Origin of the sequence: Microbulbifer sp. SH-1, from assembly GCF_011326135.1 — a bacterium.
Classification (GTDB): domain Bacteria; phylum Pseudomonadota; class Gammaproteobacteria; order Pseudomonadales; family Cellvibrionaceae; genus Microbulbifer; species Microbulbifer harenosus.
In genome coordinates, this window is record NZ_CP046948.1 from 1,354,673 (window position 1) to 1,377,740 (window position 23,068).

The window sequence follows — 23,068 nt, forward strand, 5'->3', positions numbered from 1 at the left end:
ACCAAAGAGTCAATACTAAATTTATCTATCTCCGATAATTTTTGAGAGTTTGCCCGACTAACGAGCGAACCTTTGGCGGTACACGCAACTTTTGAGCTATCCGCCGCAATGCTTCAAACAGCCCGATCTCGCCAGCGGCATCAAACCGAGCAGTCCTGTAGTAGCGCACCAATACGCGCATAGGTCGCGTCAATTGCCAAGAAGTACTTTGGTATAGAAGGCGCAGCTGGGATTCTACAATTTCTTGAGAAATCAAATACTGAGCAGATTCATACTGGAGTCGAACATTCTCTTGCCTAACGCGCTCTAGCTCTACACGAAGCCAATTGTTATCCGATTGAATCCCATGAAATTCATGCCCTAACGCGGTTATGCGCTTAACCATTCCATACACTCGATCACGAAGGCTGTCATTCTCACTCTCTAACTCAAGAACCTTCACCGCAGAGAAATAAGATTCTTTCCTTTCAACTTCCAAGAGTTCGTCAAGATACAATTTCTGGCGCCATGCGAAATCCAAGCGCTCACTTAACGACGGCTCTCCCTGATACCGAAAATTAAGATGAACGCAATCACGAGCAGGCAAAGGGAAGCCAATTAAACTACGTTCCTGTGTTAGTCCAGCCAAGACGCCTTTCAGACTCTCCAACCAATCCGATCGAACCTTTAGTTTTTCTGTGTGGTCCGGGACTTTTGGGGACATTAAAAATTCAGTGAAAGAATTACAAACAATCCCTAACGCTTCCCGCTTCTCGCGATAGAATGAATTCTCGCCGCGCAACCAACACGGAATACCGCAAAGCTGCATCCACAAAGTAACGTGATAAGAGCATGAATACGCAAATTCACCAATCAACGGCGTTGATAGCTCGCAGGCGCCGGGGTGGTCTAAAAGGTTTACCAATTGAATCAGACGGACGTCTGAATAATTAAATCCCGCGCCCAAACGCTTAACGGATTCGAGTGAATCTAAAACCTCCTCTCTTGGATCACGATATGCCTGTAACAACGTTAAGGGGGCGCCCTCCGCAAACCTGCTCGACATTGCCGACAAATCAGCTTTGATATTTTTCAGGGCAGCGTCATTTCCCGTATAACCTGATGTATTAAGATGAAGCAACACACCCGGCCCAACTTGAACCGGCAAAAGCTCCCTCAACTCCAGCAAAGGCTCAACGGCGTCATCGAAAGAAAACGCCACTTCAACCCCCGCTGAACGAAGGAGATCCACAGATCTTTGATCACGAACTCCAACGAGTCGCGGCTTGAATCTCTGAATATGAGCGACCACTGTCTCAACATAATCTTCAGAAATTTGCTGCCCCGAGATAACATAAGTCGGGTTTTCTAGGCGTCCCAGTACTGCCTCTGCCACACCGAGTACATAATCACCCCAGAGTTCATTAAGAAAACCACCACCATATAGTTGAAAATACGCGACATTGATTATCGAGGTTACCTGCTCTAACCCCAAAGATATACTGCAATCATCTTTTAGAGGCGCTTCACTCACAAAAAGAAGACAGTCTACCCCATATGATTTTTGGGTTTTCCTTATATCACCAAATTTCGATATGGTAGCGATTGATTGAACAGCTATAACCGCCAAGCTTGAATTATCACGTACGACCGAGATCGCGCCCGCATGCTGAAGCACATCACCGAAATTGCCGTATCCAAAATCACCACCAGCAAGAAATGCCTTTTGGCGAGACCCACTTAAGAGCTCCACTTTTTCCCTAGGCGCATAAAAATAGAGTTCCATATTATGCAACACTCACAGCCAACTCAGACTCTAAAACTTTTCCCCTTTGCTTGAGCTCAAATATATCCACCAGAGCCTCCATATATACGCTCGAGCAGTGCCTGTTCTTAACGAGCTCCCGTCCTCGCGCAGCGTTGTCCGAGGCCCCTTGCCAATGGGCGTACAATTCGCTTATTGCTTCCAAGTAATTTTCGACCAACTTAGCACTACTTCCTGCATTTTCTACCAGGCGGCCCGTTTTGCCACTCACCACCAACTCGCCAATACCACCTACATTTGGAGCAATGACAGGAAGACCGACGGACATCGCCTCTAGCAAAACGTTCGGCAAACCATCGAATGAACTGGTATATACAAAGGCATCGTACTTCTCGATGGGCAACTCATAAAAAGCACTAAAGCTTCCTTTATACTCAATCGAGGTACCTTCAACATCAAAAAACTGCGATGAATCAACCCCTTCCTCGATAGAGCCGAACACATCTATTTGCAAGACATGCTTAGTCATGTTAAGCATACGAGAAATTTCCACCAGTAAGTCCGGACGCTTTTCAGGCGCGATTCGAGATGCCCATAACAGTCGAAACTTTGGTTTTTCGAGACTCACCTGAAACTCAGGTGGGCTGCAACTCGCATATAATGTGTGGTACTTCGACTGTAGATTCCCCAGAACGGCTTCATCCATATGTGCAATAGCGTCACAATCACTGACTACTTTCCAGAAACTTTCTAGATGTTTTCGCATTATCCTAACGCCCCATGGGCCACGCGCTACCTCGTCCTTCCATTTGTAGTAACCATCTGAGAAGCGATAATACACAGGCCTGAAAGCCTCAGAAAGAACCCCCGAATAAGCATCATAAAAATTGTGCACAAAAGGAGACGATTTGAGATGAAGTCTCGCCTTTGGCTCACTCACTGCAAGCAAAGCACGCACCAACAACGCAGCCCTCTCACTCTCGTCGTAAGAAGGAAACGCATTAAATAAATCAATAAAAACTGCTTTTCTGGGCAATCTAGCCACCCATTCATGTACTTTCGAAGATTGGCCAGTTACAACTAATATCCTGGCATCTGCCTCGCACTGAGAAATTCCATTTAGGATCTCCAATATATATTTTTCAGCGCCACCGGGTCGCAACCAAGGCAGGAGCACCACATCAGAAAAAGAGTGAGGCCCCAGTAAAGAAAACAAAGCCCCAAGCTGCATCCCCCAGTGGTCTTCTCGCCAAGGAACCGGACTGTAACTACTTGCCTTTTCAACAGATGCAAGCTCCACCTCTGGCTCTAGCCGAACCGCATCCAACAGGAAACCTTGAAGTTTCTCAGACCGCATGAATAACTCAGTGTTATTTTCGGCCAATATCTGCTTCCGTGTTTTAAAGAACTCGTGGGACACCTCAGTCATTAGGACATGCTCATGCACTAACGCACAGAAGGACTCTCGCTCAAACAGGCTGTTATGAGGTATCAACTTGGAGGAGATAGAGTTGGCCTGTTTTAGTAGGCTACCCTCCCGCTGTCGGTAAAAGAAAGCCGTATCTTTCGCAACGAGAAATTCATAGCCACTTGCCAGAAGCCGACAATTAAGATCCCAATCTTCGTAGGCAAACCCCTTTGTCAGCTGCAAGTCTTGATACTGCAAATCATCAAAAACGGATCGCGCGACAAATATCCGGGAGACATATGGATGCTGCAGTGCAAAATCTGCAGGTGTCAACCACTTGGAATCGACATATCGCACTACGTGATACTGTTCACCAAAGGCGCAAAGGTACTCAACAAAAACAACAGTTTTACCACTCTTATGCGACTTCGCAGTTCGCAATAACTCCACGATACAATTGGACGAAACCAGGTCATCAGCATCGGATGTCCAAATATACTCACCCGAGGCTTGTGATATACCGGCGTTTCTAGCAAGCCCTAAAGAACCCGCATCGACATCGACTACCTTTACCTCGTCGCAGATAGAAAGATCAACACTAAAAAAAACATCGCACGTTAACTTATCTGATCTGTCAAAAACCGCCACGAGCTCACAAGAAATATTATTCATCTTAGCCTGAACAACACACTCTTTAATCGACTCTAGAGTGGGTCGCAAATACAATGACTCGCGGTGCATATTCAAAACAATACTTACGTCGATTTTTTTATTTTTCATTTTCACGCTCTGTAACACCTTCACACAGATGTTTTTTCTCAGCAGCCTGCGCCCACTGCACCATCCGATTACGCCCCCAGAGGTTTGCAAAAACCTCATCCAACTTGCATTCAAAAGCTCGCCAGGAGTGATTTTGGAGAACCCGTAGCCTTGCACATTCAGCTTTTTTGCTAGACACAACTATGTTTGACAAACACTGAGTGATAGCTTCTGCATAAGCCGTCGGGTCGCTATGGTTATCAACCAGAAACCCCGTAACTTCATCAACAAGGTCAGTAATTCCACCTACATTTGAGGTAACTATAACCATGCCCGATGCTGCAGCTTCCACCAATATATTGGGTAGCCCGTCCCATGCGGATGTATTTAGCAGCACCCTATAATCTTCTGCAACAGCCTGAAAGCTCGAGTAAGGCGAAAATACGGTGATATTCTTTTGAGACTCAAAATGGCTTAATTTATTTCTTCCACTCACAACAGCCTGTCCGTATACATGAAACTCCACATCCGGCAAGAGCTTAGCCACCTCCAGAAGAAGCTCCGGTCTCTTTTGAGGATCAAATCTTCCTGACCATATTACTTTTCGGTTTCCTTCCGACCTACTGATGGGTAACTTCAACAGGCTTTCGTCAGTGGGAACCTTCACCACTTCAAATGCTGCCAAAGGAAGTCCGTATGCCGCGCATATCTGCTCCGGGTAGCTACAATTATCAGTCAGGATTTTACGGATATATGGAGCCGACTCCCGCAAGAATTCGCGGCCATAGCCAACTGGACAGCCATCCTTATCGTAGTCATCACAATAAAGTGAGACATATACATCCGAAATTGCTGCCAGCGTTTTCCCGCTATTCTTAATGCAGCTCCATGCGAGCCGCGAATTAATATTATGAACACAGCGTGGCTCCAACTGGATTAACAAGCGCATCAGTACGGACTCTTGCTCAATAGGCGAAAGCCAAGAGGCCTCCTTTCCAAACTGCAAGATATCAATCTCTTTTGGAACCTTATCGAGCCAAGCAGAATGAGTTACCTCTGTTAAAATTAACAAAACTCTAACTCTACGCTTGGATAAATAACGAAGGTGGCACAAGGTCACCAAATCAGCACCACCCATTTTTACCCAGGGCGCAATCAAAATGTAATCGTATCCCTCCCTGTGCGCCACTAGATTCATGAGCTTCCGGTAAACACGGCCTCCCGCAGGGTGGATCGCAAGTGGAGCAAATTCAAGACCATGACTCTGGATGATATTAGGATTAATTTCATACTCAAGGCTTGCCAATGACAGCATTTCTTCACGAAGCCAAGCCGGGATACCTTTTCTCTTTTCTGCTGTATAGTGTACCGGCCAACCCATGGCTTGTGCCGAGTCATCGCTGCCAATGAACAGCGCGCGCCTTAAACGGTGCAAGCAGGCGACAGTGCGATAGGAAAGGGTGCCGGGCAAACGCCTAATAACAGGCCTCAAGAAGTGTCGATATATCGCCAAGGATAATTTGTACAGCAATCTAAACATCATATTTCACAATGGAAGAAATTTGTTTTTCTGATATAAACCCTATTCTGCAACTGTTCACTCAAGAGCGAAGAGTGCTTCCTTCTGTAAAAACCACTAGTCTGGGGAACAACTTTATGGATGTAACCCGCCTTTATGGTGCAGCAATTCCAGTGCCAGTCTTCATGACCAAACCCCTGCTGGCGATGATTACTTTCCGCATACTCAATACTTGCGAAGACTTCCTTGTGCGCAACTACCCAAGAAGTCCAATAGTTAGATAGAAGCAGCCCATCGGGATCAAAACCAGCGTCTTCTTGGTCTATTTGCCAAGCGTAGGAATTATATTTCCCGAAATTAACCACAATTTCTGGATGGCAAACAATATGTTTCCCTTTCCGTTTAATTAGTTCCTTTGCTGCATACAACCAATTTTCGGAGTACAAATCGTCGCCGTCGAGTATCGCCACAAATTCACCATCCGCCGCCGAGATACCTCTATTCCTCGAAAAACCCAAGTCTCCATAATTGACATTTAGCAGCACGTCATTCGGCCGCACACACGGATGAGATTCAACAATTTTTTTTGTCATTGCATCGACCGAGTCAAGCACAACGACTAACTGCACAGGTTCTTCAAATTTTTCACAATATTTTCTACAGCGGAGAATTGAATTTAGTGTAATCTGAGCGAGAGTTCGCTCATTATGAAAGGTTACGACTACGGAAATCATAAAACTAAATTCCATGCCAATTTCGATCGGCAGATTTCGTAAAAGTTGTGATCAATCGGGTGTATCAAGGTGAGCCTGTGCGGCTTCTTATGGATTCGAATTACGTCTCCAGGCTCTGTCACTACCTGCTCGTGACCATCGCAAGTCACATATGAATGTGTAGCGTTATGCTCACCAATGATAACTTTGAACTCACTGCTACCCTCGACAACAATAGGGCGACTACTCAAAGTGTGTGGATTTAGGGGCACAACAACGATCGCATCTAATTTGGGATGCATAATAGGGCCGCCACCAGATAACGCGTAGGCGGTTGAGCCGGTAGGTGTCGAAACAATCAGACCGTCTGATCGCTGCGTATAAACAAATTGGCCATCAATAAAAAGGTCAAATTCGATCATGCGAATGTATTCACCAGGGTGAATAACCACATCATTTAATGATGAGCCTTTACCAACAAGCTTACCATTGCGAGTCACTGACATGTCGAGTAAAAAACGGCTTTCCGCCATATATTTTCCCGAAAGCACATCGCCCACTTTTTGCTCGATTTCGTCAGGGGTAATATCTGTAAGGAACCCGAGACGACCGCGATTTATACCGAGAAGGGGAACACTGAACTTCGCCAGGGAGCGAGCAGCTGCCAGGAGGCTGCCATCGCCACCAACAACAATTACGAGATCGCAGAGTTCTCCGAGCTTGTCTTTGCTAGATACTCGAGCCGTGTGATTAGATACGTCATTGGCTGTATTTTTTTCGAGCACGACTGAATAGCCCTCACGCTCCAGAAACGCCATGAGGCGCTTGAGCGAAAGGACTGCGCTGTCACTTTCTGTGCGACCGATAAGGCCAATATTCTGAAATTCTGACACCGCTCCCCCAGGTGCCCGAATTTGGGCCAATGCAGTACTGTGTTTATTGATTAGCTGTAAAACTGACCACTTTCTAGACAGGGCCGTCAACAAGTGGTTAATAAGCAATCAAATTTATATTCGATGACGGGCAATTATGCCTGAGCAAAAACAGTGAGTCGAACACCTCGGCCAAGCAAAAGTGACCGTTCAATCAACACTCAATCTGATTGAATTTCAATCAGACCAGTATCTCAGCCTCCCTCTCAGTCAACCAGCCCGCGCCTCCCCTGTAATCCGCCAGTATGCAATAAAAGGATCCGGGGCAGTTCGTCGAGCCAGCGCGTGAATCTTTTTCTTTCAGGTCGATCAATGGCCTTTGCGCCAGCCCATACTAGTTTTGCGGTATAGACATGATCAAGTCCCAGTCCCCCAATGAACTCGCATTCTTTCTGGGTCCTCAGCAATGCTGCGTTGTACTTGCCATAACCACCATGATGGGCGTCTTCGATCAGGTTGATTCGCAGCTCTCGACCATCGGCTGCGGCCCTCATCTCTACCGATTTGCGGATACTGTCTGCGGCCTTCAGCACCGGGACTCCAGTTAGGCTGGTTCTGTCAGGTATGCGGGCCGCAAGTGCGCCGAGCGTAAGCCCCGTGCCACAGGCAACCCAACATTCATCAAACGCTACCGGGCTCGTTTCCCTGATGATATCGGCCAGTAGCGCAACCCCTTTGGCACCAAGGTCATTCGCGCCTCCCTCCGGTATATACCAGTATCTCTCTTGTGCGATGCCAATCTGGGTAAGGAAGTGCGATTCGTTACGCTCGCGGTAGAGCTTTCGGGGTACAAAGTGCAATGACATGCCAAAGCGCACAGCATCCTGCAACATGGCACTCAGCACCGGCGGCCGCTCTCCGCGAATAACTCCGACGGTTCGGAATCCGAACCTCTGCCCCGCAGCCGCAGTCGCATGTATATGATTTGACCAGGCTCCACCGCAGGTGATGATGGTGTCTTTACCCTGGGCGCGGGCTTCCAGGAGGTTGTAGATCAATTTGTAGGCTTTGTTACCGGAAATCAGTGGGTCGATGAGGTCGTCGCGGCGTATCCAGAGGTCTATGCCGGGGAATAGGTCTGAGCGGATCTGCTGATAGGGTACATTGCGGGCGGCTTCGATGAAGGCGTCGAGGCTGAGCTCGGTGAGGTAGCGGATCATTCTTTGCTTGTCGTCCTACTTGCTCGGCGCTTTATGCGGGCTGGGGCAGCTGACCGGATTGCAGGAACGATGCGCGCTCAAAGTGTTTGGACTCCACACTGCTGCCAGACTTCACCAGGAAGGAAACACCATGCTGGTCAGACTCTGCGGTAACTTCCGCTTCCATTGTAGGTGGTCGGCGCAGCAGGGCTCCGGGGTCGAACAGGGCGACGTTGATACCTTCCCCGCCGTTGACCGGCAGCTGAGCTAACCCGGTGCACAATGCTCTGGCAGATGGGGTTTCCAGGCCCTGCACCCCGCACTCCCGCATCTGTGCACCAAGCTGCTGGCAGAATCCATATTCGGTGGGGTGGGTAAGTGACGGCCAGTGCTCTCGCCAGCTCTCAGCCTGAAGCCGCACACCCGGGTCTGCGCAGTACTTCGCGGCGAAAATCTGGTGGTAGCTTGTGACCGGAGCGGTGGGCGCTTGTTGCATGTCGTTCAAAAACAGCAGCCGATAATAAGCCGCTTCTGCGAGGACTGTCGCTAGGGTTTTACTGCCATAAAAGATACCGCGCTCTGCAATGCCGCCAAAGCGTGAGCCCCACGGAAGTGGCGGATAGCGAAAGGGAGTGGCCAGCAGGTAGTGAAGGTGCTCACTGCCGAGAAGCCGCTGTGGCTTGCTCTGTTCCAGCAGGTTCTCGAGTACTTCCTGCTTTTGCAGACTGTCGACCAGGCTCCGGGTGGCGATTTCTTCCTGCGACTCAATGATGCGGTACAGGCGACCAATCAGACGCGTGGCGGATTGTCGGATCCTGTCGCGGAGATCGATCAAACCTTGCCTCGCATGGCATCCAGATAAGAAACGATACGCACCAGCCCTTCAATACGGCATGCGAGTTCCCGCGGAACCCCGTTGAGGGCTCGATTGGCCGTGGCGAACCAGGTTCTGGCCCCCTCTTCCCCTCCCATAAGTACAAATGCTGAGCGATAGGCCCGAATCAGTAGCAGGGCCAGCTGACCCTCAGCGCTTTGGGGGGCAAGACCGCTGCGACGGCGCAGAGTGCGGTCATCCAGGTGGATGATTTCACTGAGCTCTTTCTTCTTCAGGCCGAGATGGTCCGCAGTGTTGAGCGTGGCCTCAAGAAGGACCTGGTCTTCTGAAACTTGAGGGGGATAGGCAGGGTTAGCCATTTTGCCTCCGGAATGGGTTTAGAGGACATATGACCAAATATTATGCCAGGATAGGACAAAGTGCAACCTTTCGGGCTGAATGCAAAGAGTGGTGGAGCCGAGCTGTGCTCGAAACCTCGAAGTTAGGAATCGGAACGTGACGGTTCTGCAGGCGTAGATACGAAAAAGGCCCCGCTCTTTCAAGCGGGGCCTTCATGTAAATGGCGGACCGGACGGGACTCGAACCCGCGACCTCCGGCGTGACAGGCCGGCATTCTAACCAACTGAACTACCGGTCCGCGGTAGCCTGATCTATTACCTGCAGGCAGGCTTCTGCAAATCAGGATTTGGTGGGTGGTACAGGGGTCGAACCTGTGACCTACGCCTTGTAAGGGCGCCGCTCTACCAACTGAGCTAACCACCCACTTGGATTCTGAGAAGACCTTACTCCAGATCTCCTGAGACATCCTCGCGACTCCGGGTCATCCCCCGAGAGCGAGGCGCATCATACCGGACTGCATTGTTGTGTCAACAAAAAATGCGCCAAAATTCCCCGGGCATCTTTGCTGTATCTTTTTTAACCACAGCCACGTTTTCTATTCTCTGTGCGCAATTGATCTGTCGATTTCCATTCAGTCTGTACCTATTTCTCGCCCATCGTCAGACACCGGCACAGGTATGACGTCTTCTTGAGGCGCCTCAGTATCCCGGGCGATCTCCTCTCGCAACGGACGATAATCTGCACTGATTACATGCCCCGCTATGATGACATTGCCACCCTGATCGAAAAGGCGCTCTTTTGGGCGCCCGACATCTGGTGCATTGAAGTTGCAAACGCCATCCGGGAAGACTCTACGCATGTCTTCGATATGCTCCACGACCGCGGCAGACGCCGCGCCGTAGGTATTTTTGGCAATGGCGCGCTCAAGAGGCTGAAGCTCACATTTAAAAATGTCACCGGTGATGGGCCCGCCAGCCACCTGGCGAGGCGTACTGTAAATAGGATATTTCCGCATACACGCCCCCTCCGGTTTGTTGTTCCAGGAGCCGTCCCACACACTCGGCCCCGCGGCCATCACATTGCCATTTTTATCAAAGCAGCGATCGGTGGCCTCAACTGGTTTGTTACCCGCCACACCCATTTCGGGGTGCTCGATAATTCTTTGCATCCAGTGGTCGATGATATCCAACGCCTCATCGACAGGATCGTACTTCTTGTGACTCATCCAGATCAGCTGATTATCCGAGTGCCCACGGGCACGGCGGATTCGCTCACGACTGGAAAAGGAAGCGAGGCTGTGGTGCATATCCAGTTCGCCCTCGAGATAATGCCGCACGTCAACAATCGGGATTTCCACATCGCCAAGAAAAACATGCCCAGAACGATAGATTCCCTCAATGGCTTCAACACTCGCCACACTTCGAGGCGCAGGGTTATCCAGACTGCCGAGATTCATATTGTGCTCACTCCATACCGACAGCTCGACAGGGAACACATCGCCATTCATGAACCAGAGTTTTTCACCGCCCTGCTCGGTGGGCGCCTTCCATCCACCGATGGTTGCGTTCATACGCAGAAATTCATCGATGCTGATTTCGCCTTTCTTCAGCGCCTCCAGGCCGTACTGGATCCCCTGATTATCCCAGGCACTGTTGGCGTAGCCATCCGGTCCTGCGCCGTAAAAATCGCGCAAATCTTCCCAATGGGTCCAGTGAGTGTTCCTAGCGACCGTATCGGCAAAACTTTGGCTAAAGTGCACAAAGTTAGGGTTGTTTACCAGTGGCACAAGCCCACGCCACCCCTGAACGCACTCCGATGCACCTTCCGCGGTATTGCGGTAACGGCCGTCAAAAAGTGCCGCAACGTTTTCCAGAGCCTTGAACCGATGATCAAATTCCTTCTGTGAAGCCAGACCGATAACCACTTCGCGCTCGGTAACATCCTTCCAGCGAGGATTATCGGCAGCGACCACGTCAAAAAAATATTCCAGCGGTTCGCAGTCGAACACATAAGTGGTCTGGCTCACCATATCCGGATAGGAGTAGAGGGGAAGTGCGGCATCGAGAACACCGGGGGCGTTCTGGGCCAGCAGATACTGCTGGATGGCACCACCGGAGCCACCGATTCCCACGGTATACATGGGCTCGTCATACAGCGCGATAAATTGCTTTTTAAGGCGCCGAGCAGTGTCTTCCGCAAGCCAGATATTGTAGTGATTACTGGTCTGGTTTGCCGTGGAGTAGACTACCGCGTAGCCTCGGGCGAGCTGATCTTCTCGGCGTTCGATAATCGCTTTCCGGCTCATATTGCCCTGACGGCGCCCAACGCCCACACCGCCGCGAAATTGATATATCAGGCGCTTGTTCCAGTTGCTGATTGTCGGCTTGTCCGCCGTCTCGCTGTCACCACGCAGTGCTGCAATCGCATAGAAAAAACGATTGATTGTTCCCGTCTCCAGGCGCACGACAAAGTCTGTGGTTTTGCCATTAACAGTTACTTGATCGATGTCATTGTTCGCGTTTTCCAATGGATGGAAAGCGCCGTCCTGCGTACTGCGGTAGTAATAAGAGACGGACGTCGCGTGACTGCAATCCCGGCTGTACCCGATGACTTCATTCGTCTGGTTGCCAGTATCATCCAGCGCAAACACGGGTATACCTTCACCATTGTGGTTATCGACCAGTGGCTGGGCGTTCGTAACGGTATTTTCGCCGCAAAGGAAAGGATACGTGGAAGGGCCAGAGAACAGGGTTTCTACCGGACCTGATTCGCCAATTGCAATCGGGAACGGGAAATATTCGGCTGGGCGACCACTTTTACGCGGATGCTCACCGGCATAGGCTGGTTTTGGAGCGTGATCCAGGGCGCCTTGGGGCACACCGACGACGGGTGCCTTAGGAACACCGGGAATTCTGGGCAGCTTTTCATACACAAACCAACCACCGAATCCCAACAACACAAAAAATGAAATTGCGACGGCCTTTATCATCCGCCGAGTGCCGAACCGCCGCGCGGAGAAATTCCGTTCGCTCCAAGCCATATACGCCTCCGTACACCTTTTCGTCTTCCCTGTGCCAGCGCAGCGCGCAATCACACTGCATCAACCTGTCAGATCAAGCAATCGAGGTGGCACAGCAACAGTATATGTGGCGCCGGGAAAAGCGTCGGAGACTTGGCGGAGTAGTAAACTCGAAGAAAATGAGAAAGGAATACGCAGAAAGTGCGTCGTGCGGGTCGTTCTAAAATTTAGAACGCAGAAAGCGGCTATTAGAAGAATGAAATCCGGATATTGTGAGCAAATCGCACCATTTTTTGCCCCAAAAGCAGGGGCTGGCAGCACGCCGAAAAATTAAACGGCGGGCCGCCAATCCAAAGGGCGTCAGACGATAATGCCGCGCGCCTGTAGAGACTTGATCACCGCATCCACTTCGTCTTCCAGAGTCATCTGGTCTGTGCGCAGATGCAACTCCGGGTTTGCCGGAGCCTCATAGGGATCGTCGATACCGGTAAAGCCGCGAATTTCCCCTGCACGGGCCTTTTTGTACAGGCCTTTGGGGTCGCGCTCTTCCGCCGCTTCCAGCGAGCAATCGATAAAGACCTCCATAAACGGCAGGTCGCCCTCTTCATGCACCTTGCGCACCATGGCGCGGTCTTCTGCGTAGGGGCTGATAAAGCTGCTCAGTACAACCACGCCGGTGTCCGCAAACAGCTTGGAGATTTCACCCACACGGCGGATATTTTCCTGGCGATCCTCCGCGGAGAAGCCCAGGTTTGAATTGATGCCAAGACGGATATTATCGCCATCCAAGCGATAGCTCAGCACACCGCGAGCGGCAAGCGCTTTCTCTACCGCAACCGCTACGGTGCTTTTGCCGGAGCCGGACAGGCCGGTGAACCACAAAGTGACCCCTTTATGCCCCAGCATCGCAGCACGGTCACCACGGGTTACTTCCCCATCGTGCCAGTGAACATTGGTTGCCTTGCGCTCAACTACTTCCGTCACATTCTTCCCCTAACTACCAAAGTGGCTGGATTCGGTCAATTCCACGACCGAAATTACAAAACTGGCGCACATTATCCTAGATCGCCCTAACCCAGGTAAAGGCAACCCATAGAACAATAAAAGCCTAAAACCAAAAAACCCGGCATAAAGCCGGGTTCATGGGACCAACAGGTCAAATATGGGGTGGCCGACGGGGATCGAACCCGCGACCTCAGGAGCCACAATCCTGTGCTCTACCAACTGAGCTACGGCCACCATTGATAAAGTTTTAATTGATGTCCTGTGGCGACACCAACGTCCTGTCCTGGCATAAAGCCCGGCAGGGCCAGAACAATTGTTTGCAAAGCTCAGCTTTGCGATTGTTCTGGCGCCAGTCAGCGGTGCTGACTGGCCGGAATAGTCCTGCGACTTGAGGCCAGCAGCGGACAATCACAAATCCACCAAGCTCGCAGCCACCATAAATAATGGCACGCCCGGCAGGACTCGAACCTGCGACCATCCGCTTAGAAGGCGGATGCTCTATCCAGCTGAGCTACGGGCGCAAGAAAACCCGGAAATCTGGTCGGGGCAGAGGGATTCGAACCCCCGACATCCTGCTCCCAAAGCAGGCGCGCTACCAGACTGCGCTATGCCCCGATTCCCTATGGGGTTGCCCCCGTTCGAGAGCGCGCATATTACTTGCGACCCCCGGGGGTGTCAACGCCGCTAACCTATTATTTTTAAAGTAGTTTAACCTTTCCTCTATCCGCACCCGGCCGCACGGTCATCGGCCGCGACTGGATGGGGAAATTGTTCGCCGCCTGTGCGAAAATAGCGCCCTTTCATAAAGCTTCCACACAACCTCCAAGTAGAGCCTGCCGTTCTCTGACGCCAGCTCTTCGATCAAGTTGAGATATTTCTATGTCTGCACTGGTTCTGGACGGCAAGGCCCTTGCCCAGAAAACCGAAGAAGAACTCTCTTCCCGCGTAGCCGCACTGAAAGAAAAAAGCGGCGGCCAAACGCCGATCCTCGCCACCATTCTGGTGGGGGACGATCCCGCTTCGGCGACCTACGTAAAGATGAAGGGCAATGCCTGTCGCCGTATTGGCATGGATTCCCTGCAGGTAGAGCTGCCCTCTTCCACCACCACTGACGAGTTGCTGGCAAAAATCGAAGAGCTGAATGCCAACCCGAATGTACATGGCATCCTTCTGCAGCATCCGGTACCGGAGCAAATTGATGAGCGCGCCTGTTTCGATGCAATCGCGCTGGAAAAAGACGTCGACGGCGTGACCTGTCTGGGCTTTGGCCGCATGGCCATGGGTGAAGAGGCCTATGGGTGTGCGACGCCCAAGGGCATTATGCGTCTGCTCGAAGCCTACAATATCGAGTTTGAAGGCAAGCACGCGGTGGTTGTCGGCCGCAGCCCGATTCTCGGCAAGCCTATGGCGGCCATGCTACTGAACGCCAATGCCACCGTTACCATCTGCCACTCCCGCACCAAGGACCTGGCGGACCATATTCGCCGCGCCGATATCATTGTTGGCGCCGTGGGCCGCCCGGAATTTATCAAGGCCGAATGGATCAAAGATGGCGCCGTGGTGGTGGATGCCGGCTACCACCCGGGTGGCGTTGGCGATATCGAACTCGGCCCGCTGGTGGATCGCGTCGCCGCTTACACCCCGGTTCCCGGTGGCGTTGGTCCCATGACCATCAATACCCTGATCTATCAGTCCGTTGATTCCGGCGAGAAGAAGATTGGCTGAAGGTAAATCCCTGCGCCTCGACAAGGCCATCAGCCAGGTCACGGACCTGTCGCGGGCGGAAGTAAAGCGGGCGGCGAAACAACAGAGGATCACCGTCAATGGCGTGACGGTGACCGACCCGTCCGCCAAAATCCTCGACACCGACGAGCTCTGCCTGGACGGCGATCTGCTCACGGAGGCCGGCCCGCGCTACTTCATGCTGAACAAACCACTGGGTTACGTCTGCGCCACCAAAGATGGTGAGCACCCCACCGTGCTCGACCTGCTGGACGAACCCAACAAACACAATCTGCATATTGCGGGCCGCCTGGATATTGATACTACTGGCCTGGTACTGATCACAGACGACGGCCAGTGGTCCCACCGGATCACATCCCCACGTCATCACTGCACCAAGACCTACTATGCGCATCTGGCCGATCCCATTGATGAAAGCGCAATCGACAAGTTTGCCAAGGGTATCTGGCTGAACAACGAAAAGAAGCGCACCAAGCCCGCGGAACTGGAAATTCTCTACCGCAATGAGGTCCGCATCACCATCAGCGAGGGCCGCTATCATCAGGTCAAGCGCATGTTCGGCGCACTCGGCAATCGGGTACTGGAACTGCACCGCGAACGCATCGGCGATATCGTGCTGGATGAAGAACTCACCGAGGGAGAATATCGCCTGCTCAGCACTGAGGAAATCGCCAGTGTCATCAGACCAGACTCCAGCGAGCCCGAAGCGGACTGATTGCGGCGATAAACAGATATCTGGATTATGCAAACCCTGCTCTCTCAACTTCTTCGCGACAGCGACGAATACACCCTCTGGATTGCGGACGAAAACAGCAAAGCGCTGCTGTCTGCCGGCATCCACTTTGCCGGCAGCCTGCTCAGCAACCGCTGGGATATTGTCAGCGCGGCAGAAGCGATCGACATTCCCGCACGCTTCTGTGATTTTGAATTGGGCGGTGAGGGCAAGAAATACACCCGAATCATTTATCCAGTGTCGAAGGAAAAGGCTGCGGTACACCATGTTATCAACGCTGCAGTGGAAACATTGCAGGACGGCGGCGAACTGCTGCTTCTCGGCGAAAAGTCCAGCGGTATCAAAACCTATGCGCAAAAGGCCGCAGCAAGACTTGGCAGCCCCAAGCAACTGCAGAAACATGGCAATGATTATCTGAGCACCAGTGTTTCTCATACAGGAAAAGCCGGCGCGCCCCTGGAAGATACCGACTATACGCGCCTGCGCCAGCCGGAAGGCTTGGAGGGTCTCTGGTCCAAGCCGGGATTGTTTGGCTGGAATAAAACTGATGTTGGCAGCGCCTTGCTGGTGAGGGAACTACCCCAATGCCTGCCGGCAGACAACACCGCGGATTTTCGTGTCGTCGATCTCGGTTGCGGGTACGGCTACCTGAGCACTCAGTTGGCCAGTTTACTTCCCTCGCGGGAGAAACTTTATATTCAGGCGACGGACAACAACGCGGCGGCAATTCTCGCCTGTGGGAAAAATTTTCAGGCGCGAAATATTCACGGCACGGTAACTGCCGGCGATGCGGGATCGGAAATCAGAACCGGCACCGCGCAACTGGTGATCTGCAACCCGCCGTTTCATCAGGGATTCCAGGTGGAAGGTGATCTCACCGACCGCTTTCTGCAACAAGCGGCGCGCATACTGTGCCCCGAAGGCACTGCGCTTTTTGTGGTCAATGAATTCATACCCATCGGCAGGAAGGCCGAGAGACTGTTCCAGAAGGTGGAACTGCTGAACAAGGAGCAGGGTTTCTGCGTTTATCGACTGACCAAATCCAATATAGAGACCGTCAAATATCGCGCAAATTAAACAGGTTGGTAGACAGAGTATGCTCTTCCAGCTGCTCGAGCTCCAACAAACGCTCCAACGCGTGCTTGGCGCTTGGCGTATCCGCGATCAGCAACAGATCCCGGTACTGATCCGCCAGATAGACCTCAATGTCCATCGCCACCTTGCCAATGGCTTCCACATCCGTGATATCGGTATTTCTTAAACGCTGCAACAGCTCTGGCTCACGCCCCTCCGGGGCAAACTGGACCCAGGTATGCAGTGCGCCCTCACCGATGTCCTCACGGAAATTCTCAAGTGTATGCGTCATCGACAATTCACGCCGCTTGAGCTGGTCCAACAATAAAACCGCCCGCGCATTCGCAGCCACTAATTCGAATTCTTCATATAGCCGACTCAGTTTCAGGTGGAACTCCCTCCCCTCCTGAATCACATCTTCCAAGGTCTTGTAGCGCATCAACTGATCCCGGGAAAACAACTGCCTAAAATCAGTATAGACTCACGGATCATTCAGGCGCCAATCCGGTTTATGTCTTGGGTGCGCGCTGTCCGCTACCGTACCGGGCGCTATCACCGAAGTTTGCGCAAGCGGGCGTCCAGTCTGCGCGAGGGGTTGGAGGGATTGATCTGCGCTGGTGCCCCATCAGCCAGAACTGAGCGGCAAAGCGGCCCCCTGCTGAATATACCAATACTGTTTTCATAGCCGGGAAGATCGGCAGAATAAGCGCTCACCATGTGCGCGCGCATCGCTGGAGCACGCCAGCCGCTCTCCAGCAGCTCCTGGCGACTGCCAAAGTTGCTGACTACCAATCCATCAGGAGCAAGCAGTTTCAATAGCTGGCGGCTCCAGCGGAGATCCGCAGTAATGGCCCGCTCCGCCACACCGTCGCAATGACCAAACAAATCATCCACGATCAAGTCGAAAGATTCGGAATTACTAGCAGCAAGCTCGGCAACAAATTGTCTGGCATCGGCACAAATGAGATTGGCTTCGCGCACCCCGAAAAACTTTTGCGCAATGCTCAAATGATGGCGATCAATATCCACGCCAACTATCTGATCCGGCGCCACAAAGTGTTGCAACAAGCGGATCAGCGCACCGCCGCCGACGCCGAGAATCAATACCCGCCGCAGCTCTTGTCGCGGCCGAAAAAATGCCGGCAGTAACAGCAACTCCCACAGAGAACCCTTGAGCGGATCATTCGGATTCCACTGAGAGTGAAACACACCGTTACTGTAGAGCCGCACCGTAGCCCCGTGAGTCCTGACCTCGTAACGGGTAATCCCAACCTGCTTCCGCCAGATCAGCGCCATCCCCGAGCCTTTATCTATTCTGTCGGCAGGTCGGAGTGCCGCAGAAGCGTTTGCGCAAACGCCTCAATACCGGCGAGATCCTGCTCGGTAAACCGGGCCACCTGCGGGCTGTCGATATCCAGCACGCCGATGCAGCGATCGCCGTTGTACAACGGCACCACGACTTCCGATGCAGAAACAGCATCACAGGCGATATGTCCCGGGAACTGATGGACATCTTCCACCAGCTGCGACTGACCCATCTTGACTGCAGTACCGCACACGCCCGCACCTACCGGGATACGCGTACAGGCCGGTTTGCCCTGAAATGGCCCCAGTCGCAGCTCATCACCGCACAGGAAATAAAACCCGGCCCAGTTAATGTCCGGGAGCTCCAGAAACAACAGCGCGCTGGCATTGGCCGTGTTCGCCAGCCAGTCGCGCTCACCTGACAACAGCCCGGAGAGCTGGTCACATAAGGATTGATAGAATGCGGTTACCGTCATAACAGATTCCAGACATTTAAAACTAAAAGCCCGCTTGGTTAAGCGGGCCTGTTTGTAAAGACTTGTCGCGATTTGTCGGTCGACTACCGATAAGGATCAGCCACCGCTTCGGTTCCGTCAGCACCAAGGGATTCACGCGCCTCTGCATCCACCGTAGGCCTGGACCATTCGGCGTCATCCCCAGACTCACCGCGGCCGCGAATGGCGGGGCCAGGAGCGGTCACATCACCAGCTACCAGGCTCGCCGCAGCGCCAGACGACTGGCCACTTGCCGACACCGGTTTGGCGGGCTCGTTATTCAGCACCCGGGCGGCGATATTGTTCAGACTCGGGCGGCGGCGTTCGGCAACCTTCACCGCTTCAAGCTCCGCGTTCAGCCGATTGATTTCGGCCTGCATGTCTCCCACTTTGGCCTGCAGATCGGTGATCTGGGACAACACGCCTTTAACCTTGCGACTTTCCTGTTCATATAGCACTGCAGCACCGCCGAAAGCCACCACGAAGACCAACAAAATCGAAAACTGACGCATCCCAGCCTCCCCTGCTCAAGCGCGAATGTATGTTTAGATGTGCCGTTAATGGCCCGCCGAATACTAGCGGAAGTGGAGATATCTTCCGCGAACTGGCGCGTAAAACGCAAGTTCAATAAATGACTGGCTGGGCCGCTACGATTTCATCAGATCCGATTCAGCCTTCCACGGTCTCCAGCATGTCCAGAAACTCCAGACTCGCCTGCTGGCGGATGGTGCGGCGGTGGTTAGCCCAGAGTGCGGCAATCTTTTCCTGATTGCACACCTTGCGGTCAACATACACACGGGTTTTGAGCTCACCGATGGGTTTAGGGCTCGGGCATTTACTGAACACGAACTGGTTGGAAATCAGGTCCATAAATGGGCCGGATTTACTGCTGGGCATGATGAACAGTAATTGCAGCCCCAGGGTTTCCGTCAGATAGCGGATCACCTCCCGCGAGCGGGATTCGTCCATTTTCGAGAAGGCCTCATCCACCAGTACCATTTTCAGGTGGCTGCTGCCGTCATTAAAACGGAATACGGACGTGACCGCCGCGGAGCGGATGATGTAGGCCGGGGTTTCCAGCTGACCGCCTGAGCCGGTGCCGTACTGGCTCAGCGCAATAGGCTCTTTGCCCTCCGGTTCCTTGTAGATTTCGTAATTGCGATAGTTGCGGTAATCACTGATGCGGTCCAGTTCGCGGCGGGCGAGTTGTTCATCTTCACTCAATAACATATTCAGCAGGCGATCGCGCACCTGCTGGTGCTTGGGGGCGAGATCTGCATCAAACAGGCTCTGCTCCTCGCCCAGGTTCGGCAATTCGATCACCGCCTTGAAGAAGTTCCAGTACTCCTTGAATTCCGGCACCCAGCGGTAGTCGAACCGGAAGCGCTCGCGGTCGGCACCGAAACGGTGATGTTCCAGCTCCTGGTTCAGATCGTCCAGCACCCGCTTACCGTCGTTGATCGATTGATAAATCGCATGGCACAAATGCGTGACGAAGGTGGTGTTGAACGATTTTTTCAGACCCAGCAATTGCTCATGGCGGTCCACCAGTAGATTGTTCTTCAGGCGGTTGCGCAGTGCAGTAACCTGCTCCACCAGCTGGCACACCAGCTTGAACTGGCCCTCGCTGTGACCGGCGGCAAAATCCGGATCGAAAGACAAAGTGTCACCGGTGCCACTGCAGCTGTTGTAGTCCATCACCGCCTTCAGCAGTTGGTGACTGTATTTCTGCAACAGGCCCTGCCATTCGCTTACGTCCCGGGCAAAATCGAAGCCATCGCCAGCCTGAGCGGCTTGGTCATCGGCGTTCTGCAGCGCGGTCTCGGCATCGAAATCCGGGGCAATTTGCACAATGCGCTGCACCGCCGCTTCACAGTCTGACAATTCTTCATCCAACTGATCCAGCTGGCCGGACAGCGCATTCAGCTGCTTGGCAATGCTGTCGAGATTGGTCTCGAGCTTGCCCACCAGCTTCTGCAGGCTGGCCCCCTGCTGCCGCTCGGTATCCAGCTTGTGGTGTAGTTCGTTGGCCTGCTGTTCCAGTTCGATACCGTCGTCGAGATCCAGGTTGGACAGTGCCTGCTCCGCGTTGCGCCGCTGGCGCTGCGCATTCAACGCAGCATCCACGGACTCGAGTAGTTTCAGGGGCACAAGGCTGCGCACTGCCTGGGCGAGCTTGCGCAATTGCTGTTGATGCTCATTGACCTGAGTAGCTTCTTTGAGCAACTGGCGCATGGCCCGCTCCTGGGCCGCCAGTGCCCGCGCCCGCGCACCCTGTCCAAATACCAGCTCACCGTCGTCGATATCACAGCGCCACATACTGTAGTTGCCGCTGGCGAGACCCTCGGGGGTGAGACCGCGACGGGTACTGCGCAGCTCATCGGCATCCCGTACCTGCTGCACGCTACCGTAGGACGCGCGCAGATAATACTCCGCAGTTTTGTGATTGAACGACATCAGTTCGATGATGGATTTTTTCGGGGTCTCCATCCGCTCCGCATCGCGCCGCGCCTTGTCGCCCTGAATCACCCGCGCGCGGTTATTCTTGCCGGGCATAGCGCGCACGATACTGATGGCCTCTGCTTCGAATCTGGCGTCGACGATGATGGAGAAACGGGCACCACCGAGATAACCCTCCACCGCCATCTGCCAGCGCTCGTCCAACACCTCCACGAAATCACACAACACCTGCGGCTCCGCCTGCGGGCACTGCTCGCGAATCGCGGCCAGCGCCTGATCCACATAGGGCGGATAGTGGACGCGGTTGGACTGCAGATAATGGATGCGGGATTCCTGCGCCTGCAGCGCCTTTTGCAACTGCTGGGTTTTCTGCTCGCCACGGGAAACCAGATCGTTTACCAGATCCCGCAGGGTGACCTGCCCCGGATCGGCATCCGTCATCTGCTGTACCAGGCGGTTCTGCAGAGCTTCTGCCGACGCCGCCTGCTCCCGCAGAGACTCCTGCGCGGATAGGTCAATCCAGTCTTTGCCGAGCAACCCCTGCAGTTGCGGCAGGTCATCACAGCGGGCTACGGCCTTCAGGGACTTGAGCAATCCGCCACCACTGAATGCCGGAATCTCCAGTGACACCGAAGTGCTGTTCAACAGCGACAGGAGATCACCGGCAGCGGCCTGGTTGGCGGAAAAGGTCTGCTGCTGAGAGGCCAGTGGTGTACCTAACGAAGACAGGGTGCGATTGGCTTCTGAGATTTTCTGGTCCAGCTCATCCTTGCTGCGCAGCGCGGCAATACCCTGGCGCTGGGCCTGGATAGACACCAGCTGCTCGTTGAGCAATCGTGCACGACCTTCCGACAACTGGATTTCCTGCCCTGCACGCTCAAGTTCCGCGCGGGTCTCTTTTTGCCGGTTTTTACCTTCGAGATAGGTTTTCTGCACCCGCAATTGCTGGTGCTTGGCTTGAAGGTATTCCTGCACCCGCAATTGCAGCCACTGGCTGCGGTACATATCCGCGGATTCCGCGATGCGTTGAAGACTGTCGACTCGGTCGACGATTTCCCGCGCCTCCTGCTCCATACCGTGGATGGTCTTCATCAATTCCGAGACAGAGCGGATGGCTTCGCCGAGGTCGCGCTTTTCCAGCACTTCCTGGGCGACAAAATCATTGATGCTTTTTACTGGCTTGTAGGCCATAAAATTGGCAAAGGTACGTGCCGCATGGGTGGCCTCGCGATCAGGAACCGCATCTTTGCGCCCGCGCAGCGCGCCGTAGAGACGGCGCAGGTAGGCCTTTTTCTTGTCGTACTGCTCGACCTTGTCGAACTGCTTGCCGATCACACTGTAAAAGCGGTCCAGCGGCAACAGGTGTTTGCCGTCCTGGTATTCCTTGACGAAATCGCCCATCCCCAGCTGCTCGCCGGGGATCACAAAAAACTTCAGGCTTTCCTGGCGGGCCTGCGCGGGCTTGGCGCTGGTGTCCAGATGAGCGCGGATCCCCATGATTGCCGTGAAGGGCTCGCCGTCTTCACCATCGGTGGGGTGGAAAACCCCGGCAATGTAACAATCCGTCGGTTGCAGGCGCGCATAGCTGCCATCGTCACAACCCAAGACATAGGACGCGAGGGTGCGCACTTGTTTTCCCCCACGGCCGCGCTGAGTGGTTTCATCCTGCCCGGGGTTGAAGGTAAACAGGGTATCGTGGGCGGCGGTCATCAGCGTCTGGATTGCGTCCGCCGCGGTGGTCTTGCCCGAGCCGTTACCGCCGGAAAACAGGTTGATCGGCCCGAATTCGTATTCCAGCTGGGGAATATTGCCCCAGTTGATCAGGATGAGCTTTTTAAGAAACATGG

The 23,068-nt window shown here is 53.2% G+C and carries 19 protein-coding genes and 5 tRNA genes; 4 read left to right on the plus strand and 20 right to left on the minus strand.

Going from position 1 to position 23,068, the window contains the following annotated elements; all coding sequences use genetic code 11:
- Nucleotides 1-25: 25 nt before the first annotated feature.
- From GNX18_RS05945 to GNX18_RS06015, 15 genes are all read right to left on the minus strand, one after another.
- Nucleotides 26-1,765 (minus strand): hypothetical protein, encoded by a 1,740-nt coding sequence (locus tag GNX18_RS05945; protein WP_166216159.1) that lies wholly within the window; start codon nt 1,763-1,765, stop codon nt 26-28.
- 1 nt (nt 1,766) lies between these two features.
- Nucleotides 1,767-3,932, minus strand: coding sequence for a glycosyltransferase (locus GNX18_RS05950; RefSeq protein ID WP_166216161.1), 2,166 nt, complete (start codon nt 3,930-3,932; stop codon nt 1,767-1,769).
- A complete protein-coding gene (locus tag GNX18_RS05955) occupies nt 3,922-5,292 on the minus strand; it encodes a glycosyltransferase family 4 protein (RefSeq protein ID WP_166216163.1) in 1,371 nt (456 codons plus the stop codon). The genes GNX18_RS05950 and GNX18_RS05955 overlap by 11 nt, the downstream gene beginning before the upstream one ends.
- Before the next feature lie 158 nt (nt 5,293-5,450).
- A complete protein-coding gene (locus GNX18_RS05960; RefSeq protein ID WP_166216165.1) occupies nt 5,451-6,164 on the minus strand; it encodes a glycosyltransferase family 2 protein in 714 nt (237 codons plus the stop codon).
- On the minus strand, nt 6,161-7,036 hold the full coding sequence (locus tag GNX18_RS05965; protein WP_166216167.1) for an NAD(+) kinase: 876 nt from the start codon (nt 7,034-7,036) through the stop codon (nt 6,161-6,163). The genes GNX18_RS05960 and GNX18_RS05965 overlap by 4 nt, the downstream gene beginning before the upstream one ends.
- Before the next feature lie 245 nt (nt 7,037-7,281).
- Nucleotides 7,282-8,235, minus strand: a complete 954-nt coding sequence (locus GNX18_RS05970; RefSeq protein WP_166216169.1) for a 1-aminocyclopropane-1-carboxylate deaminase/D-cysteine desulfhydrase — start codon at nt 8,233-8,235, stop codon at nt 7,282-7,284.
- A 31-nt stretch (nt 8,236-8,266) separates the two neighbouring features.
- Complete coding sequence (locus GNX18_RS05975; protein ID WP_166216171.1) at nt 8,267-9,049, minus strand: RES family NAD+ phosphorylase; 783 nt, start codon at nt 9,047-9,049, stop codon at nt 8,267-8,269.
- The gene (locus tag GNX18_RS05980) at nt 9,046-9,408 is read right to left on the minus strand and encodes an MbcA/ParS/Xre antitoxin family protein (protein WP_138234692.1); all 363 of its coding nucleotides are present in this window, start codon (nt 9,406-9,408) and stop codon (nt 9,046-9,048) included. Before GNX18_RS05980 ends, GNX18_RS05975 begins: the two co-directional genes overlap by 4 nt.
- Nucleotides 9,409-9,609: 201 nt before the next feature.
- Nucleotides 9,610-9,686, minus strand: a tRNA-Asp gene (locus GNX18_RS05985).
- Nucleotides 9,687-9,735: 49 nt separating this feature from the next.
- A tRNA-Val gene (locus GNX18_RS05990) sits at nt 9,736-9,811 on the minus strand.
- A gap of 208 nt (nt 9,812-10,019) precedes the next feature.
- On the minus strand, nt 10,020-12,428 hold the full coding sequence (locus tag GNX18_RS05995; RefSeq protein WP_166216173.1) for a DUF6351 family protein: 2,409 nt from the start codon (nt 12,426-12,428) through the stop codon (nt 10,020-10,022).
- A 339-nt stretch (nt 12,429-12,767) separates the two neighbouring features.
- Nucleotides 12,768-13,391, minus strand: a complete 624-nt coding sequence (cysC, locus tag GNX18_RS06000) for an adenylyl-sulfate kinase (protein WP_138234694.1) — start codon at nt 13,389-13,391, stop codon at nt 12,768-12,770.
- Between the two features lie 179 nt (nt 13,392-13,570).
- Nucleotides 13,571-13,646: transfer RNA gene (locus GNX18_RS06005), tRNA-His, on the minus strand.
- Nucleotides 13,647-13,856: 210 nt separating this feature from the next.
- Nucleotides 13,857-13,933 (minus strand) — tRNA-Arg (locus tag GNX18_RS06010).
- Nucleotides 13,934-13,950: 17 nt separating this feature from the next.
- Nucleotides 13,951-14,027: transfer RNA gene (locus GNX18_RS06015), tRNA-Pro, on the minus strand.
- A 264-nt stretch (nt 14,028-14,291) separates the two neighbouring features.
- On the opposite strand from GNX18_RS06015, the gene folD reads away from it, so the two are divergent.
- The 3 genes from folD to GNX18_RS06030 are packed head-to-tail and all read left to right on the plus strand — an operon-like array spanning nt 14,292 to nt 16,965.
- Complete coding sequence (folD, locus tag GNX18_RS06020) at nt 14,292-15,137, plus strand: bifunctional methylenetetrahydrofolate dehydrogenase/methenyltetrahydrofolate cyclohydrolase FolD (protein WP_138234695.1); 846 nt, start codon at nt 14,292-14,294, stop codon at nt 15,135-15,137.
- Nucleotides 15,130-15,870, plus strand: a complete 741-nt coding sequence (gene rsuA, locus GNX18_RS06025; protein WP_240914257.1) for a 16S rRNA pseudouridine(516) synthase RsuA — start codon at nt 15,130-15,132, stop codon at nt 15,868-15,870. The genes folD and rsuA overlap by 8 nt, the downstream gene beginning before the upstream one ends.
- A 27-nt stretch (nt 15,871-15,897) precedes the next feature.
- Nucleotides 15,898-16,965 (plus strand): methyltransferase, encoded by a 1,068-nt coding sequence (locus GNX18_RS06030; RefSeq protein ID WP_166216177.1) that lies wholly within the window; start codon nt 15,898-15,900, stop codon nt 16,963-16,965.
- Here the strand turns inward: GNX18_RS06030 and GNX18_RS06035 are convergent.
- Nucleotides 16,946-17,401 carry a hypothetical protein gene (locus GNX18_RS06035; protein ID WP_138234697.1) on the minus strand — a complete coding sequence of 152 codons (456 nt, stop codon included), beginning with the start codon at nt 17,399-17,401 and terminating at the stop codon, nt 16,946-16,948. The two genes, GNX18_RS06030 and GNX18_RS06035, sit on opposite strands and share 20 nt — an antisense overlap.
- Nucleotides 17,402-17,514: 113 nt before the next feature.
- On the minus strand, nt 17,515-18,030 hold the full coding sequence (locus GNX18_RS06040) for a hypothetical protein (protein ID WP_371808099.1): 516 nt from the start codon (nt 18,028-18,030) through the stop codon (nt 17,515-17,517).
- Between GNX18_RS06040 and GNX18_RS19815 the strand changes: the two genes are divergently transcribed.
- Nucleotides 17,971-18,111, plus strand: coding sequence for a hypothetical protein (locus tag GNX18_RS19815; RefSeq protein WP_371808114.1), 141 nt, complete (start codon nt 17,971-17,973; stop codon nt 18,109-18,111). The two genes, GNX18_RS06040 and GNX18_RS19815, sit on opposite strands and share 60 nt — an antisense overlap.
- Nucleotides 18,112-18,272: 161 nt before the next feature.
- Here GNX18_RS19815 and GNX18_RS06045 read toward each other — a convergent pair whose 3' ends face one another.
- From GNX18_RS06045 to GNX18_RS06055, 3 genes are all read right to left on the minus strand, one after another.
- Nucleotides 18,273-18,743: a GAF domain-containing protein gene (locus tag GNX18_RS06045; protein WP_138234699.1), complete on the minus strand. Its 471-nt coding sequence runs from the start codon at nt 18,741-18,743 to the stop codon at nt 18,273-18,275.
- 83 nt (nt 18,744-18,826) lie between these two features.
- Nucleotides 18,827-19,273, minus strand: a complete 447-nt coding sequence (locus GNX18_RS06050) for a hypothetical protein (protein WP_138234700.1) — start codon at nt 19,271-19,273, stop codon at nt 18,827-18,829.
- Between the two features lie 157 nt (nt 19,274-19,430).
- Nucleotides 19,431-23,066, minus strand: coding sequence for an ATP-binding protein (locus tag GNX18_RS06055; protein WP_166216184.1), 3,636 nt, complete (start codon nt 23,064-23,066; stop codon nt 19,431-19,433).
- Nucleotides 23,067-23,068: the final 2 nt, after the last annotated feature.

What these genes read in the sequence shown, in the direction of transcription:
- GNX18_RS05945 (WP_166216159.1), bottom strand. Translation starts at nt 1,765, where the DNA reads ATGGAACTCTATTTTTATGCGCCTAGGGAAAAAGTGGAGCTCTTAAGT.
- GNX18_RS05950 (WP_166216161.1), bottom strand. Translation starts at nt 3,932, where the DNA reads ATGAAAAATAAAAAAATCGACGTAAGTATTGTTTTGAATATGCACCGC.
- GNX18_RS05955 (WP_166216163.1), bottom strand. Translation starts at nt 5,292, where the DNA reads ATGGGTTGGCCGGTACACTATACAGCAGAAAAGAGAAAAGGTATCCCG.
- GNX18_RS05960 (WP_166216165.1), bottom strand. Translation starts at nt 6,164, where the DNA reads ATGATTTCCGTAGTCGTAACCTTTCATAATGAGCGAACTCTCGCTCAG.
- GNX18_RS05970 (WP_166216169.1), bottom strand. Translation starts at nt 8,235, where the DNA reads ATGATCCGCTACCTCACCGAGCTCAGCCTCGACGCCTTCATCGAAGCC.
- GNX18_RS05980 (WP_138234692.1), bottom strand. Translation starts at nt 9,408, where the DNA reads ATGGCTAACCCTGCCTATCCCCCTCAAGTTTCAGAAGACCAGGTCCTT.
- GNX18_RS05995 (WP_166216173.1), bottom strand. Translation starts at nt 12,428, where the DNA reads ATGGCTTGGAGCGAACGGAATTTCTCCGCGCGGCGGTTCGGCACTCGG.
- folD (WP_138234695.1), top strand. Translation starts at nt 14,292, where the DNA reads ATGTCTGCACTGGTTCTGGACGGCAAGGCCCTTGCCCAGAAAACCGAA.
- GNX18_RS06030 (WP_166216177.1), top strand. Translation starts at nt 15,898, where the DNA reads ATGCAAACCCTGCTCTCTCAACTTCTTCGCGACAGCGACGAATACACC.
- GNX18_RS06035 (WP_138234697.1), bottom strand. Translation starts at nt 17,401, where the DNA reads ATGCGCTACAAGACCTTGGAAGATGTGATTCAGGAGGGGAGGGAGTTC.
- GNX18_RS19815 (WP_371808114.1), top strand. Translation starts at nt 17,971, where the DNA reads ATGATGGCGATCAATATCCACGCCAACTATCTGATCCGGCGCCACAAA.
- GNX18_RS06045 (WP_138234699.1), bottom strand. Translation starts at nt 18,743, where the DNA reads ATGACGGTAACCGCATTCTATCAATCCTTATGTGACCAGCTCTCCGGG.
- GNX18_RS06050 (WP_138234700.1), bottom strand. Translation starts at nt 19,273, where the DNA reads ATGCGTCAGTTTTCGATTTTGTTGGTCTTCGTGGTGGCTTTCGGCGGT.
- GNX18_RS06055 (WP_166216184.1), bottom strand. Translation starts at nt 23,066, where the DNA reads ATGTTTCTTAAAAAGCTCATCCTGATCAACTGGGGCAATATTCCCCAG.